This window comes from Sphingobacterium sp. NPDC055431 (assembly GCF_053644255.1).
In genome coordinates this window covers 15,216-31,606 of the sequence record NZ_JBSHLH010000027.1, presented here as the reverse complement: position 1 = coordinate 31,606, position 16,391 = coordinate 15,216, and the positions used below count along the sequence as shown (strand labels likewise).

General features: G+C 39.6%; 16 protein-coding genes. 4 read left to right on the top strand and 12 right to left on the bottom strand.

Annotation, left to right across the window (positions count from 1 at the left end):
* Nucleotides 1-1,269 (top strand): aspartate kinase, encoded by a 1,269-nt coding sequence (locus ACWIB3_RS17445; RefSeq protein ID WP_185213677.1) that lies wholly within the window; start codon nucleotides 1-3, stop codon nucleotides 1,267-1,269.
* Nucleotides 1,262-2,446, top strand: a complete 1,185-nt coding sequence (locus tag ACWIB3_RS17440) for a class I SAM-dependent methyltransferase (protein ID WP_454292243.1) — start codon at nucleotides 1,262-1,264, stop codon at nucleotides 2,444-2,446. The genes ACWIB3_RS17445 and ACWIB3_RS17440 overlap by 8 nt, the downstream gene beginning before the upstream one ends.
* 13 nt (nucleotides 2,447-2,459) lie before the next feature.
* Here ACWIB3_RS17440 and ACWIB3_RS17435 read toward each other — a convergent pair whose 3' ends face one another.
* Nucleotides 2,460-2,747: a hypothetical protein gene (locus tag ACWIB3_RS17435; protein ID WP_454292242.1), complete on the bottom strand. Its 288-nt coding sequence runs from the start codon at nucleotides 2,745-2,747 to the stop codon at nucleotides 2,460-2,462.
* Nucleotides 2,748-2,771: 24 nt separating this feature from the next.
* Nucleotides 2,772-3,299 (bottom strand): DinB family protein, encoded by a 528-nt coding sequence (locus ACWIB3_RS17430; RefSeq protein WP_454292241.1) that lies wholly within the window; start codon nucleotides 3,297-3,299, stop codon nucleotides 2,772-2,774.
* A gap of 235 nt (nucleotides 3,300-3,534) precedes the next feature.
* Here ACWIB3_RS17430 and ACWIB3_RS17425 point away from each other — a divergent pair, with 235 nt between their 5' ends.
* On the top strand, nucleotides 3,535-4,614 hold the full coding sequence (locus ACWIB3_RS17425) for a calcium:proton antiporter (RefSeq protein ID WP_454292240.1): 1,080 nt from the start codon (nucleotides 3,535-3,537) through the stop codon (nucleotides 4,612-4,614).
* Between the two features lie 176 nt (nucleotides 4,615-4,790).
* Here the strand turns inward: ACWIB3_RS17425 and ACWIB3_RS17420 are convergent, their stop codons facing one another.
* A complete protein-coding gene (locus tag ACWIB3_RS17420) occupies nucleotides 4,791-5,057 on the bottom strand; it encodes a hypothetical protein (RefSeq protein ID WP_093097978.1) in 267 nt (88 codons plus the stop codon).
* A gap of 125 nt (nucleotides 5,058-5,182) precedes the next feature.
* On the opposite strand from ACWIB3_RS17420, the gene ACWIB3_RS17415 reads away from it, so the two are divergent.
* Nucleotides 5,183-5,890, top strand: a complete 708-nt coding sequence (locus ACWIB3_RS17415) for an acyl-[acyl-carrier-protein] thioesterase (protein WP_313262138.1) — start codon at nucleotides 5,183-5,185, stop codon at nucleotides 5,888-5,890.
* A gap of 59 nt (nucleotides 5,891-5,949) precedes the next feature.
* On the opposite strand, the gene ACWIB3_RS17410 is transcribed toward ACWIB3_RS17415, so the two are convergent.
* From ACWIB3_RS17410 to ACWIB3_RS17370, 9 genes are all read right to left on the bottom strand, one after another.
* Nucleotides 5,950-6,519 carry a gluconate 2-dehydrogenase subunit 3 family protein gene (locus tag ACWIB3_RS17410; RefSeq protein ID WP_185213672.1) on the bottom strand — a complete coding sequence of 190 codons (570 nt, stop codon included), beginning with the start codon at nucleotides 6,517-6,519 and terminating at the stop codon, nucleotides 5,950-5,952.
* Nucleotides 6,520-6,529: 10 nt separating this feature from the next.
* Entirely contained in the window at nucleotides 6,530-7,954 is a 1,425-nt protein-coding gene (locus ACWIB3_RS17405; protein WP_185213671.1) for a Gfo/Idh/MocA family protein, read from the bottom strand.
* Between the two features lie 18 nt (nucleotides 7,955-7,972).
* Complete coding sequence (locus ACWIB3_RS17400) at nucleotides 7,973-9,655, bottom strand: GMC oxidoreductase (RefSeq protein WP_185213865.1); 1,683 nt, start codon at nucleotides 9,653-9,655, stop codon at nucleotides 7,973-7,975.
* 20 nt (nucleotides 9,656-9,675) lie between these two features.
* Nucleotides 9,676-10,926, bottom strand: a complete 1,251-nt coding sequence (locus tag ACWIB3_RS17395) for a nucleoside permease (protein WP_454292239.1) — start codon at nucleotides 10,924-10,926, stop codon at nucleotides 9,676-9,678.
* Nucleotides 10,927-11,025: 99 nt separating this feature from the next.
* Complete coding sequence (locus ACWIB3_RS17390) at nucleotides 11,026-11,952, bottom strand: hydroxypyruvate isomerase family protein (protein ID WP_185213669.1); 927 nt, start codon at nucleotides 11,950-11,952, stop codon at nucleotides 11,026-11,028.
* 27 nt (nucleotides 11,953-11,979) lie between these two features.
* On the bottom strand, nucleotides 11,980-12,960 hold the full coding sequence (locus ACWIB3_RS17385; RefSeq protein WP_454292238.1) for an FAD:protein FMN transferase: 981 nt from the start codon (nucleotides 12,958-12,960) through the stop codon (nucleotides 11,980-11,982).
* A 29-nt stretch (nucleotides 12,961-12,989) separates the two neighbouring features.
* Complete coding sequence (locus tag ACWIB3_RS17380; protein ID WP_185213667.1) at nucleotides 12,990-14,303, bottom strand: Gfo/Idh/MocA family protein; 1,314 nt, start codon at nucleotides 14,301-14,303, stop codon at nucleotides 12,990-12,992.
* A 40-nt stretch (nucleotides 14,304-14,343) separates the two neighbouring features.
* A complete protein-coding gene (locus ACWIB3_RS17375; protein WP_454292237.1) occupies nucleotides 14,344-15,309 on the bottom strand; it encodes a formylglycine-generating enzyme family protein in 966 nt (321 codons plus the stop codon).
* Between the two features lie 100 nt (nucleotides 15,310-15,409).
* Nucleotides 15,410-16,324: an AEC family transporter gene (locus tag ACWIB3_RS17370; protein ID WP_454292236.1), complete on the bottom strand. Its 915-nt coding sequence runs from the start codon at nucleotides 16,322-16,324 to the stop codon at nucleotides 15,410-15,412.
* Nucleotides 16,325-16,391 lie beyond the last annotated feature (67 nt).

The following is a 16,391-nucleotide window of genomic DNA, read 5'->3' as shown; positions in this document are numbered from 1 at the left end:
ATGCAGGTATTTAAATTTGGCGGAGCCTCCGTTAAAAGTGCAGAAAATATAAAAAATGTAGTTTCCATTGTTGAACGATATAAGGATTCTTCCCTTCTGATCGTGGTTTCGGCAATCGGTAAAACGACAGATAAGTTGGTGAAAGTGACAGAGAGTTACATCAAACGTGATGGTGCATGTTTTGAACACCTTGAAAGTTTGAAGAAAGAACATTTTGATATCCTGCATGAATTGTTTCCTGACCATAACCATCCTGTTTATGATGATATCGCCAATACTTTTGTAGAAATTGAGTGGATCTTGGAAGAAGAACCGCAAGATGACTATGACTATCTCTATGACCAGATCGTTTCTGTAGGAGAATTGCTTTCTACCAAAATTGTTGCTGCATATTCTTCTTATCAAGGATTAGCAACCCAATGGGTGGATGCAAGGGATTTTATCATGACCGATAACACTTACCGTGAGGGCAAAGTGGATTGGGAAAAGACAGAAGAAAAGATCCGAAAGGATCTGCCAAGCATTTTAGATGAATATATCGTCGTTACACAAGGATTTATCGGTTCAACTTCTGAAAACTTTACGACTACCCTTGGCCGAGAAGGTTCAGATTATTCTGCGGCCATCTTTGCTGCAAGCCTAAATGCAGAAAACATCACGATATGGAAGGATGTACCGGGAGTCCTGAATGCAGATCCTAAGTGGTTTGACCAAACAGAACTTATTCCTGAACTATCCTATACCGATGCAATTGAATTAACATATTATGGAGCAACGGTGATTCATCCTAAAACCATCAAACCGCTTCAAAATAAGAAAATAACACTGAATGTCCGTTCATTTATTAACCCAGAAGAGCCTGGTACACAGATAAAAACAACGAACCAAACCCTTCCTGTGCCTTCTTTTATCTTTAAGGTCAATCAGGTCTTTATCAATATTCAACCGCGCGATTTCTCCTTTATCGTAGAGGATAACTTGAGCCATATCTTTGATGCCTTCCACCAGAATCGAATCAAGATCAATATGATGCACAACTCTGCTATCAGTTTCTCGGTAAGCGTGGATGATACCGGAGAGAATGTCCTGAACCTATTGGAACAGTTGAAAAAGAGATATAAGGTATCAGTGGCCACTGGATTAGAATTAATTACCATTCGATACTACAATCAACAAACTATAGATCGCGTTTTGGTAAATAAGGAAATTTTTCGCGAACTTAAGGATAGTTACACTTGCCAAATGCTGGTGAAAAACAAAGATGAATAAACACATATTAGAGGAGGATGTTCAACAATTCATTAAGGCTAACCGGGAGAAATCTCCCGCAGAGGTAGCCTTGAAGAAAAGTCCTTTTCCGAATGTGAGCTCAGCAGAATTGGCCTCCCAGATTGATGGATGGCAACGTAGCGTTAAGAAATTACCTACCTGGGCTTTCAGCGAAGGCATTTATTATCCTGATAAGATCAATCTCGAGCAGTGTTCCTCAGAACATACTGCACTCATCAAGCAAACTTTGATTGCGAAAGGAAGCCGTGTTATTGATCTGACAGGGGGCTTTTCTGTGGACAGCTGTTATTTAGCGCAAGAGGCTGAAGAGGTCATCCATTGTGAACTCAATGAAAAGCTTTCTGAAATTGTGGCCTATAATGCCAGCATACTCCGGGTCAATAATTTGGTTTGCAAAGCTACTGACGGCATCGAATTACTCAGACAGAGTGAAGACCATGCCTTTGATTATATCTATGTAGACCCCTCAAGAAGGGTGAACCAAGGAAAGGTATTTCTTTTGGAGGATTGTGAACCGAATATTGTTGCCAACCAGGACCTTTTCTTTAGCAAGAGCAAATACATCATCAGCAAAGTTTCTCCCCTTCTGGATATCAGTACTGCGTTGACAAGCCTTAATCATGTCAAATTTGTTTATGTCATCAGTCTGGATAATGATTGTAAGGAATTGTTGTTCATTCAGGAGCGCGGATTTGAAGGAGAGACCAAGATTAAGGCTATACGATTATTTGCCGATCAACTGCAAACATTTGAGTTTACTTATGACGCAGAAAGGGCAACGATGAACCGCTATGCTGAACCACAGCATTATCTCTATGATTCGGATGTCGCGCTTAGCAAAGCTGGTGCCTTTAAGAGCGTTGGGAAGTATTTTGGATTAGGAAAGCTCCATCAACACTCGCATCTATATACTTCTGAGGTTTTTCAACCTGAGTTTCCAGGCAGGGTGTTCGAAATAAAACAGGTTCTTCCCTATTCAAGTCTAAAAAAGAACAATCCGTTTGTCCAGGCCAATATTGCCACTCGAAATTTTCCGGAGAAAGTCGAGGTGATTCGTAAGAAACATAAGATCAAAGATGGCGGAAAAACCTACCTATTCTTTACTACGGACAGTAACAATCAGTTTATTGTCATCGAATGCATGAGGATTCGATAAAATAGTTATTGAACTAAAGTACACAGTCAAGCCAAGTAATTGAAGGTCCTTTTTTCAAGTTTTTGTCCCTTTCTTCCTGGAATTTTAAGAAAATCGGATTGGATAGCAACTCTGTATGGATCACTTCATCCTTATATTCGGAAAGATGGATGAATCGCTTGCTTTCTCGGTCCTGGAATACGGAATACCTGAACCTCGAATTATCTAATACCTCAAACGCCTTTAAGAAATCCTGGATCCTATCTTTATTCTCTCCTTCATATTCGGGAAAAACTTCATATTCTACTTTTACGGCAAACATAATTTTTAAATTAAATTGTTCAGTTTATATCCATTCACCAGGTTTGTTCTGATCTATCCACCATGGAAATCCAGTAATTCCCTTCGACTTTAAACGCTCAATAAGCTGGGCTGTATGATGCTGAATATGCCTGATGGTATTTAAATGCAATTCCAATCTGCTATATGGATACCACTCAAAACCGGAATCTGCTTCCAAGGGCAATAGCGTTAAGGAACTTTCCAAATTTTGTTCAACCTCGTGGATAAACTCCAATATCTCTTGCTTAGAATGAAGTCCTACCACTTCAACTTCTGAGTTTTCCCAGTCTTTATCTCCACCTAAACTTTCTGCGCCTTCAATTGCTCCAGCAAAAGGCACAAAGGTTTCATAACTTGCAGATAGGTACAGTTTGGCGCTCCATATCGTATGATAAATCAATTGCCAATTTGGATTGTTATACTCATGACTGTTCCATTCAGTATCGGGTACTTTTTCGGTGACATCACGAAACATGCCTAGGGCAGCTCGATACTGGGATAATAAAATTTTAATAACACTTGAATATTCCATGATATAAACATTGATTTCCTCAAAAGTATAACATTCAATGACAGTAGTTTGTCAACAGAAACTTAATACTTTTTTAACTTTTGTAAAAAATAATAGGATTAATATTGTGGAGATTTGCATGGACAAAAAAAATCAATTATTACAGAATTAAAAAGGAGATGAAAAAATGAACAATATTTTAACAAAAAACACAATTATCAGACTAATACTAATCTGGTTGATGGTTTTTATATTTATGTTTTTTGGAAAAAGTATTGAAGGCCTTTACGGAAACAACACATTGGCTATAGGTATTTTCGTACTTGTATTGGCAACTATCATCGGTGCTGCCTTTGGAGTAGTTAAAGAAGCTGATGAATTGGCCCATAAACTTGGTGAACCTTATGGAACGCTGATCCTAACCCTTTCCATTGTCTCCATCGAGGTCATCTTGATTGTTGCCATGATATTCGGCCCTGAGGACAACCCGACCATTGGAAAAGATTCCATTTTTTCTGTGATGATGATCATTATGAACTTGGTTTTAGGTCTATGTATTCTTCTTGGTGGTCTAAGACATGGAGAGCAGGAGTATAACGCCCAAGGAACAATTACCTATTTATCCATGATCATTATGCTTGGCGGGATCTCGATGATGATTCCCAATTTCATCGAAGGAAAAGGGAATGGGGAATTTACCACTGTACAGGCCGCCAGTATTTCAGGATTGGTCATTTTACTTTATGGGTTCTTTTTGGCCTATCAAATGAAGGGATATAGGCATCTCTATATTCAACCCAAACCCGGACAGATGGAAATCCTTTTCAGCCAACGGAATGAAAGCCAACAAACTGACGGACATGGAAATGAAAAAGTAAGTAAAAAAGAGGTGTTATTGCGGACTTTGGTGTTATTAGGAATGATATTGCCCATTGTTCTCTTATCCCATAACCTTGCTACTTTGGTTGATTATGGAATCAAGGAAATGAATCTTCCTCCATTGTTAGGTGGAGTATTGATTGCCATCATTGTGTTTACACCAGAATCGATGACAGCGGTTAAAGCAGCAATGAATAATGAGTTTCAACGTGCTATCAACCTATGTCATGGTGCTTTTGTATCTACGGTAGGTCTTACGGTACCTGCAGTATTGATTATTGGTCTTATAGCTAGCAAAACAGTCTTATTTGGTATGACCACAACAGAAACCATACTCTTTGTTATTACCTTGATCTTGAGCATGCTTTCCTTTTCTGGTAGAAGGACTGCTCCTATTGTAGGGATTATGCATTTAGTTCTGTTTGCGGTCTTTGTGATATTAATTTTCAATCCTTAAAGAGGATATTAAAGATAATTATTAAGTAACATCAAGAATTGAACGGAGAGCGTTGTTTTTTCCTAGCAACGCATCTCTTTCAATCTACATGCAAAAAGAGCTGTCCAAGGACAGCTCTTTTTTGTTGTTTCAACTCTAAATAATTAAATAACCTCGATTCTAAACCTGGTTATTTGCTAATATTCTATTTCAATCAATGCTTTCAATGGAATAAGAATTCCATGTTTAATCTGGATATACCTATCGGTTAAGGACCACACAGTTGTTTCTATACGTTTAGGACCGTCTTCAGTATTGAAAACGATAGTAGTCTTCGATTTGAATTCATTGCCCAAGCGCACAGCACCTTGTAGTTTGTTTGAAAATTGGGTTGTTTTATCAGTCTCGGCGGGGATAATTCTAAATTTATCTACGTCTTCTTTTTCAATTAATGTTCCAGTCATTCGTCAATCTAATTAAGAGGTTTAAAAGGTTAACGTTAATTTATAAATTAATATATATTTCAGCAAGATTTTAGGGCAGAATATTAAATTAGTTACATTTGCATTAGATTTCAGAACACATATAAATGGGCATATTTGAAAAGGAATGGACATTGAACTTCACCCAATGTTATCCTAACGGGCAGTTGAAATATAGTGAATTAAACAACATTTTACAGATTACGGCAAGTGAACATGCTGAGAACTTAGGGTTTGGCTATAAGGCTATGTTTGATGTAAGACAGTCTTGGGTGCTGAGCAGGATGCTGATTGAAATAGACAGTTTGCCAAAATATACCCAGACCGTGAAGATCCGGACCTGGATCCAGGATTTTACGGGAAGCCGTTCCATCCGTAATTTTGAATTATGGCTTGGTGATCAAATATTGATTAGTGCCAGCAGTCTATGGGTGGTATTTAACATCAGAACCCGAAGAGCAGATACCTTTGCCCTGAGCACAGACCACATGGAGTTTTTTAGGGATAAAATCCCTACCAAAAATGCTGTTGAGAAAATTGATGGCAACGTGGATTTTCAACTTTTGAGCGACTATAGGGTAAAATTGTCCGACCTAGACATTGTAAACCATGCCAATAACGTCAAATACATGGAGTGGTGCTTTGATGCCATGGACCCCAAAAGTATCTTAAAAGGCTCCTTTACTCGCTTAGAAATGAATTTCCTGAAAGAATTGAATTATGGAGACGGTATAGAAATCAAGGAATTTGAGGACAAAGTATTCAGCATCCAGAAAGATGGCAGGATACATTTCCTGATGCGATTGACCAAATAAATATCAAAAAAAAATCCCCCGATTTGGTTCGGGGGATTTTTTTTATGCTTTAGCTGTGACTATAAAGCCCAAGCTTTATCTCCTTTTTTGTATGGATAATTACCATCAAATTTTCCAGGAATCTTTACAAAGCGCAATGCTTGTTTCATTCCTACTTCTGAAGTAAAGTAACCGGTCAATGTCAATTGTTTCAACATGGTGAAGAAGTGATTTGCATCGCCTTCTTTTTTGTTGCTTTGATATTCATTGGCTTCTTTATCGTAATTATTTACAAATTGTAGTTTCTCTTCAGCTGAAAGCTCTGCGAATCCTTTTTTGAATTCTTTTTGAGCACGATCATCTACACCGTTCAGACCATCCATAAAGGCTTTCTGATCTTTCTCTTCGTAGCAATCGCGGATCATCACTGGGATAAACTGACCAACACCAGCCTCTTTTGCGCCTGGAGTGGAGGTTTTAGGAAGAATAGCTTCGGCTAATTCACCCAAAAAATCAGGTGTATCACCTTCGAATAAGGATGCAACTTCTTTCGAAGCAGGTCTAGTACAACCTTGTAAGAACAAGTTCGCACCGATTACAGAACCCCCAACGATGAATGCAACGTTTTTTAATGCCTCTCTTCTATTCATTGTTCTTTAATTAAATTGTGTATTTAACATCCCAACCTTGGCGATAGTTACGTTTTACAAACTGATTAACCACGTCAAAGTTAGTAACTTTCATATTTTCGTTATCCCATAATAGCTTCAGGCTACGTCCAGGATATCTTCCATCTACACGTAAATCAGCACCACGGATAGCTAAGTTAGCCATTAATAGCGCCTCAGTCAATGGACCTGAGATTTCGAAAGGAGCACTTACTTCTTTCTTGCCATATCCTGCGATACAAGCTTCCACCCATTGTGCATAGTGACCACCTGCAGCTCCTGGTACACGCTCATATTTCAATGCTACGTTTTCTTTTCTAGAGGTAGGAAGTAACCTTGCGTTCTCACCGTAAGTATCAGCTAAGATTTTTCCTTTATCACCGATCAATAAGATACCATTACCACCATCACCGAAAATTTCGTTAGGTCCTAATTCTTCAGGACGAGCTGGTTGAATACCACCGTCCATCCAGTGCAAGGTCACAGGTCCTGTAGTTCTAGCAGCTTTCGGGAAAGTCATTGTCGCGTGAGAAGATGGAGGACAGCTTTCTGGGAAGTATCCACGTTTGAACTCATCCACATAAACTGAACCTACAGATGCTTGAACATCTTGTACATAAGTAAGCCCTAGGACGCTAAATGGAACCTCTAATAGGTGACATCCCATATCTCCTAGTGCACCAGTACCGTAATCCCACCAACCTCTCCAGTTGAATGGAACCAATTTATCTACAAAATCCTTTTGAGGAGCAGTTCCTAACCAAAGATCCCAGTTCAGTTCAGAAGGTACATTAGCCTTTTGCGTAGGCCACGAAATACCTTGAGGCCATACCGGACGGTCAGTCCAACAGTAAACTGTATGAACATTACCGATCAGACCAGCTTCATACCACTCACGCGCCTGTCTAGGACCATCATTCGATGCTCCTTGGTTACCCATTTGTGTAACGACCTTGTATTTTTTGGCAGCATCCGTTAGAACCCTTGCTTCCCATACATCGTGTGCCAATGGCTTCTGAACATATACGTGCTTACCTAACTGCATCGCAGCTAAAGCTTGGATAGCGTGGTTATGATCGGGAGTTGAAACAGAAACAGCATCAATGTTCTTGTGCTCTTTGTCCAACATCTCGCGGTAATCTTTATAATATTTAGCTTTTGGAAAACGCTTTCTTGAATTGGCAGCTCTACGGTCATCCACATCACAAAGGAAAGCAATATCTGCTTTTCCTGAATCATGGAATGATTTGATATCACTCTCACCTTTACCACCTACACCGATACCCGCAACAACTAATTTATCACTAGGAGCAGTAAATCCAGTACCACCTAATACGTGTCTAGGCACGATGCTGATTCCAGCCGCTGCTATCGCAGAATTCTTAATAAAATCTCTTCTTGAATTATTCTTACTCATATTATTGGGTTTAGTTTGTTATAAATTACCTTTTTTCAGCTCACTTACAGCAAAATCTACAGCTCTTGCAGTCAAGGCCATATAAGTCAATGAAGGGTTCACACATCCTGCAGAAGTCATGGCAGCTCCGTCAGTAACAAATACGTTCAATGCATCCCATACTTGGTTGTTGCCATTCAATACCGAAGTCTTCGGATCTCTACCCATTCTTGCAGTTCCCATTTCGTGGATACCCATACCGAAATTATAACCGCCATCATAAGTATTTACATCCTTAACGCCGATTTTCTCCAACATTTCCTTCATCTCTTCGGTCATGTCCTTACGCATTTTTTGCTCATTGTCCTTGATTTCCATATCCATCGACAATACAGGTAAGCCCCATTTATCTTTGACAGTCTTATCCAATGAGATTTTATTTTCATGGTAGGGAAGGATTTCACCGAATGCTGTAAATCCAACGCTCCAGTTTCCAGGTTCGCATAATGCATCTTTCCATGCACCACCCACCTGCATTTCTGCAATCTCTCCAGACCAACGGCCACGGCTTCCTGAACCCTGATAACCAAATCCACGTACATAGTCACGTTTCTTGGTATCACTAGGGATATTTACAAATCGAGGTACATAAAGGCCAGTAGGACGTCTTCCGAAGAAATACTTATCATCATAACCTTCAACCCTACCACCAGCTCCCAATCGGAAGTGGTGATCCATTGCATTGTGTCCCAATTCACCACTGCTACTTCCCAATCCACCTTCCCAAACATCAGTAGCCGAGTTCATCAACACCCATGTTGAGTTAAATGCAGAAGCACATACAAAGATTACTTTTGCAAAGAACTCATAAGTTTTATTTGTTTCAGCATCAATGATCTCAACACCTTTTGCTTTTTTGGTGTCTTTATCATAGATGATCTTCGTTACGATAGAGAATGGTCTCAACGTCAGATTACCGGTCTTCATTGCTGGAGGCAATGTAGAAGACTGTGTACTGAAGTAACCTCCAAAGTTACATCCCAACCAACATTGATTTTGGTATTGACAGTTGATACGGCCAGTATGCGGTTGGGTAATATTGGCGGTACGTCCCATAATGAAGTGACGATTTCCACCATATTCTTTCTTCAAACGCTCAGCTAGATCTTTCTCAACGATGTTAAAATCCATCGCAGGCAAGAAATCGCCATCCGGAAGTACATCCAGACCATCACGGTTACCGGAAATACCCGCCCATTTCTCAGCATAGCTATACCAAGGAGCGATATCTTTATAACGGATAGGCCAATCTACTCCATGGCCATCTTTCAAGTTTGCTTCAAAATCCAGATCACCTAAACGGTAACTCTGGCGACCCCACATCAACGAACGACCTCCAACATGATATCCCCTAAACCAGTCAAAGCGTTTCACTTCCGTGTATGGACTTTCTTTTTCATTAACCCAGAAATCTAAGTTTTTCTCGTTCAATGGGTAATCACGTTTTAAAACAGGGTAATCCTTCTCCATCTGCACTGTCCTACCACCACGGTGTGGATATTCCCATGCGTCTTTGTTGGCATGATAATCTTTCACGTGCTCCACATTGCGGCCACGCTCTAGCATAATTGTTTTCAGACCTTTCTCAGTAAGTTCTTTGGCTGCCCAGCCACCACTGATTCCAGATCCGATAACAATAGCATCATATACATTATTTTCCACCATTATCTTTTAAATTTTAATTAGTTTTCTACTTGTGTCTGAATAGTTTCCTTTTTGAAGAATAGCATGAAGATGATCATCACCACAAATGCAATCCCCGCAGGAACTATCCATAATTTATTCCAGAACAAAGCCAAATCCGAAGCTTTGATGTTCACATACATGTCACTTACATAACCTGCCACCCAGAATCCGATCAATTGGCCTACTCCATATGTTGCCAACGTAATCAATCCCTGAGCCGCACTCTTATTATCTTTTCCAGCTTTAGAATCTGTATAGATCTGACCTGATACAAAGAAAAAGTCATAACAGATCCCGTGCAGTGCAATACCGATCAATAGCATAAAGGTCATCTCGCCTGCATTGCCATATGCGAATAATACATAACGAATTACCCAAGCCAACATTCCCAACAAAATGGTGTTCTTAAAACCAAATCTTGTAAAGAATACAGGCAATAACAATAAACAAAGTGCTTCTGAAATCTGACCGATCGTCATTTTACCTGTTGCATTCGCTAAACCGATCTCGGTTAAGAATGGATTCGCATATTGGTAATAAAACGCCAATGGAATACAGATCAGGATAGAACAGATAAAGAACACCAAGAAGTTACGATCTTTCAATAACTTGATGGCATCCAATCCTAAAATCTTAGAAATGCTTTCTTTCTCACCACTGTTTCCAGCTTTCACAGGTGGAGTTTTCGGTAGAGTAAATGAGAAGATTCCCAAAACCAAAGAAGCAATTGCTGACATCATAAAGGTGTTTTTCAACAGGCCTTCTTGTAAGCCTTCTGGGCTATCCCATTTAAATAGGTAACTGATAGACAATCCAGCGATAATCCATCCGATAGTACCCCAAATACGAATAAATGAGAATTCCTTTTCAGGATTCTTCATCTGTCTAAATGATACGGAATTCACTAATGAAAGTGTTGGCATATACAGGATCATATAGCCTAGAACATAAGGGAAGAAAGATCCGATGGAATCACTCTGATAAAGTTGGTACATTAGGAATGCCCCAACTAAGTGCAGAACACCAAGGATTCTTTCTGCATTGAAATATCGGTCTGCAATCATTCCGATGATAAATGGAGCTATAATAGCTCCCCATGACTGTGTAGAGAACACATTTGCGATCTCCAAGCCTGACGCTTTTAAATTGTTTCCTAAAAATGTTCCGAGCGTAACGAACCAAGCTCCCCAAATAAAAAATTCGAGGAACATCATGAAAGAGAGTTTAAATTTAATTGATGAAGACATTCTAAAAGGTTTACTAAAATCTTGAATTTAAAGATAGAGATAATATGCTAATAACAAAATATAATCACGAATTTGTTTCAATACTAAATCCCTTTAGCATTAGAAGGAATCAACCTCCCTATAGGCTTTAACCAAGGTTTCTTCACCTTCTTTGCCCGACTTGGACATACCGTGCTCCATTCCAACCACACCTTTATACCCCTTCTCGTACAACCATTTAAATAGGTTCTTATAATTGATTTCTCCAGTTGTCGGCTCCCTTCTTCCCGGGTTGTCACCAACTTGGATATAACCGATTTCACTCCAGCATAAATCCATCATCGGAATTAAATTCCCTTCATTTTTTTGTTGATGGTATACATCATATAGAATCTTACATGATGGGCTATTTACAGCCTTACAGATTTCATAGGTTTGATCGGTAAATCTTAAAAACAGGTCTGGCGTATCACTCAATGGTTCCAATACCATGGTAATACCGTGCGGTTCGAATATTTCCGCTCCTTTTCTCAACCCTTCTACAACATTCGCAGTCTGCACACCAATTGGAAGGTTTCTGACATAATCTCCCGGTACCACAGTTACATGCTTTGCATGACAACGTTTCGCGATCTCGACAGACTCCCTGCATCCCTTTAGAAACACATCTACAAACTCCTGTTTTCCAGCAGCTAATGAATTCGCACCATTACCACCTTTGGGCACCACAAATACACCCATGGTCATCCCTAACTTCGCTAGCAAATCACCGATTTTCTTTTGTTCATCCACCGAACGACCTGGCATGCCATTGTCTTCAATTCCTCTGAAGCCTAAGTCATACATATATTGAATTTCATCAAGGAAATTCTTTCCTGCCGTTGCACTGAACATCCCTTGGTGCGGCGCATAGTTTAATTTGAATGGTTGATTGGCTGATTTCGATTCCATAGGTTTTTGAGATTGATCATTGGCAGAAAGCCCATTAGAGAATAATGAAGCTCCAACCAAAAGGGAACTGTTTTTTAAAAAATCCGAACGTTTCATTTAGGTATAAGTTTAAATTTTAAGTATTTAATCGGTTAGCAAATACTTCTTGAATCCAGCAGATTGGGCTTCTTTCACTGTCCCTTCCTCCAAATACATTAAATAAATATCAATTATATTTTTGGAATTCGCAAATGAAATCGCGTCCTCTGGTTTCATCGCAATGAACACATTATCATAGGCATCCGCCTCCATTGCTGTATTGGCAACCACTGTTACTGATATAATCTGTGATTTAATCGGAAACCCTGTTTTGGGATCCATATGATGTGAAAACCTGTAATCTTTTACTTTACGAAACTTCTCGTAACTCCCTGATGTCGTGACCGCTTTGTTTCTTAATTCCAGAATATGATCTGAACCTCCGATAGCTTGCTCCGGCCTTTGCACCAACACCTTAAAAGTGCTTTGATCGGGTTTTGTACCATAAGCCCTAATCTCTCCCCCCACCTCTACAATAAAACTTGCTATTTTCTTTTTTAGGAGAAAGTCATGTAAAACATCAACAGTGTAGCCTTGGGCAATTCCATTCAGATCAACCTCCACCTTTGAGGCCTTCTTTTTCAAGGTTTTTCCCGATAAGCGAAGTTTATCCATCCCGACATGCTCCATCGTTTCCCTGATAGTCGCTGTATCTGGAATATCAACGACTTCCTTTGGACCAAATCCCCATAAGGAAACCAATGGCATCACCGTAACATCAAATAAACCTTTCGAGTCTTTATATACCCTGAAAGATTCCTTCATCACTTTTAACATATGAGGATCCAATTTCATTTTATCCGTATTGGGATCATTAAACCTTGAAATTTGGGAATCCTTTTTATAAAGGGACATGGATTGATCTATAACCGCAAATATACTGTCGATAGAAGATTGGGTAATTGAAGCTGTTGGAGCGTAATAGCTAATGGTATAGGTTGTACCCTGCGCCCGTCCGTAAAGTTCGTGTTTCTGTAAAGCAGAAATTGGTTGCTGCCCATAGGCACAGCAACCAATTAATATCATAATGATAAAATTACAGAGTTTTATCACTATTAAATGTATTTCTCTACATCATGTCCTGGAACTGCAACCGGATAGAATCCATCTGCATTCGGCAATACCTTTGGTTTTGCATCCCAAGTGAACTGATCAGGCATCAAGCTGATATTGGATTGAATAGCCTCATCCCACTTGATCACCTTTCCAGTATAACATGCGATCCTTCCGATAATACCGGTCAACGAGCTATACGCTCCGTATTCGGCATCTTCAAATTTATATTCACCTTTAGCAATAGCTTCAAACAATTCTTTGTGCTCTTGCTGGTAAGGATTAGGATTACCTTTTGGATCGTGACGATAGATTTCTTTACCGTCTGGACCATATAAAACCGCCTGGTTACCAGCCGATAAATATACTCTACCTTTAGTAGCCTGGAAGGTCTCATCTACTCTATTCGAGATCCCTTCAAAGTGACGACATTGGCTGTAAACCACCGATCCATCATCATAGGTCAACTCTATAGCGAAGTTGTCATAGATCTCCCCATACTCCTTTCCAGTTCTATGGGCTCTACTTCCGGTTCCTTGGATAGAAACAGGATATTTTTGTTTTACCCAGTTTGCAATGTCGATATTATGAACGTGTTGCTCAACAATATGGTCACCACATAACCAGTTAAAATAATACCAGTTACGCATTTGGTACTCCATCTCAGTTTGATTCGGTTTACGAGGTCTTACCCAAACACCACCGCTGTTCCAATATACCTGTCCTGAAACCACATCTCCGATAGCACCATCGTGAATACGCTTGATTGCTTCTCTATAGTTTGTTTGGTAGCGTCTTTGCAAACCTACCACAACGTTTAATTTCTTTTGTTTCGCAATTTTTGCTACTTCCAAGACCTTGCGAACTCCTGGAATATCAGCAGCCACAGCTTTTTCCATGAAAACGTGTTTGCCTTGTTTAACAGCCTCTTCAAAATGAATAGGTCTGAATCCAGGAGGAGTCGTTAATAAAACGACATCAGCATCTTTGATTGCAGCTTTATAGCCATCAAAACCCACATATTTACGGCTATCTGGCACATCTATCTTATCCCCAAACTTCTCCTTAAGTGTATCATAAGTAGAATCCAGGTTATCTTTAAATGCGTCGGCCATTGCCACTAATTTGATATTTTGACCTGAAGCAAAAGCATCAAATGTTGCTCCAGTTCCACGACCACCACATCCAATTAAAGCAATTTTTATAACGTCAGAACCTGCAGCGAATACACTGCTCACTGAACTACCCGTTAAGGCAGCAGCACCCACTAGGGCAGAAGAAGATTTTATGAAATCCCTACGTTTTAAACTTTCCATGAAATTAGATTTAAATTGAGTATTATACGGTTTAAGTTAATTAAAAATCCTTCAAAGGCGCTTTATCATAATACGCCATAATCTCCTCATGACTAGGTTGTTTAACCGGGCGTACTAAACGCATCCCTACGAAAGGAGCTTCCGGAAACCACCAGTTTGATTTTGGAATCTGTGGGTCCAATTGTTTCCAGATCGGGTCTGACGCCCCTCTTGCAGCTGAACGCATATCGGCAGCTCCACTTTCAAATGAACCGCCACGTACCGCATGAGGATATAATTTGGCCGGAACATTCACCGGGTTATCTGACACCTTACCTTCCAAAGTTTTATAAAAATCAGCATCATACTGATCATAGGTCCACTCCGAAACGTTTCCTAAAATATCATATAAACCCCAAGGGTTCGCTTTTTTTGTTCCAACCTTCGCTGTTTTACCAGATGAATTATCCTTGAAAACTGCATAGTCAGCTAGCTGCGCTGCATCATCTGCAAAGAAGTATTCGGTTTCAGAACCTGCTCTTGCAGCATATTCCCATTCCGCTTCAGTTGGTAACCTATAAAAAACACCCGTTCTTACATATAACCATTTACAGAACTGTATAGCATTGTAATGGGTCATTGCCAAGGCCGGTTGACCATCCTTGCCAAAACCAAAGGTCATATCCAGATATGGCTTTGTAGGCCTAGTCACCGCATCAACTGCTGTTGGTACTTTTCCATCCGTAGACTTGGTGATCTCGTAATCCTTGTATAAAAATGGCTCGAAAATATTCCAAGTTACTTCATAGGTACCCATCCAAAATGGATCTAACTTCACTTTATGAACGGGTTTCTCATCCGCATTAGACGACTTCGCACTTCCCATGTTAAATTCTCCTCCAGGAATGGCTTCCATCGTGAATTCTAAACTTGTCCCTTCTATCTTTTGTGTGTAACGCTCGTGTTTTTCTTGCGCATTAGACATTTGTATCCCTGCCAACAAGGCAAAGAATAAAACTCTCCTCATAAATAGTTATAGTATGTAAAAACTTAAAATCAATTCGATTTTCAATGAAATTATTTCAATAAAGATAAGCAATTCTAGAAATATTTCAATAACATTTAGGTTACATTAGGAATGTAATAAGGACTTGATACCAGAAGTAAGTGCTCAAAAGACCCAAGGGAATACTCATCCCAATGACACTGTTTCCCACCTTCGAATTCAACTTAAACTGACTTAATATAATACTGGTAGCCACCAAACTAGGCATCGCCATCTCAAATATAGAAACCTGAACAATCTCCCCTTTTAGCCCCATCATGAAGGCTACAAGGATTACGATTGCAGGTGCAAAAATCAGTTTATAAACCAAAGCATAGGTAATATTGGGAATTTCACTCTTTACAATCCCAAAGTTAAGTTGAAGGCCTATTGAAAATAAGGCGATGGGAGAAACAGTAGAACCTAAAATCCTAAAGAAATCATCTAAACTGCTCAAGTCTACTAATCCTCCCAAGGTTAAAGCCAATAAACATCCTATCAATGGAGGGAATGTAAATACCCTTTTCAAAATATACCTGAAATCAACATTATTCTTCTTCTTTAAACTCCCTTTCATAGCGACTACCACCCCTACGGTAGACAGCAAGAAAAAGGTCATCTGATCACTAACGATTCCTATTGGCAGGGCATCCGTGCCGAAATAAGCTGTAATCAGAGGAAAGCCAACAAAAGAAGTATTGCTCAATCCAGCGATCAACATCAAGGTATGGGAAGTTCTTTTGGATATACGGGTCACTTTTTCCAGGATATAAAAGAAAATCAAGGATCCCGTCAACACCAAAACTGGTCCCAACATCGTGAACAATAAATTATTGTCCCAGCTCAACTTTGGTAGATAATTAAAGGAAATGGCAGGCAATCCGAAATACAAAACCCATGCATTCAAGGCTTTATATCCATCTTTGGCAACCCAATTAAATCTTCTACTTATTATCCCAGCGGCTAGGCAAAAAATAATGAGGATAAAGTTTGACACGTTAGCTAATTTTTTTTCCGCACGATCATTTGAAACAAAAATGACACTGAACTCGTTTTAAGGCACA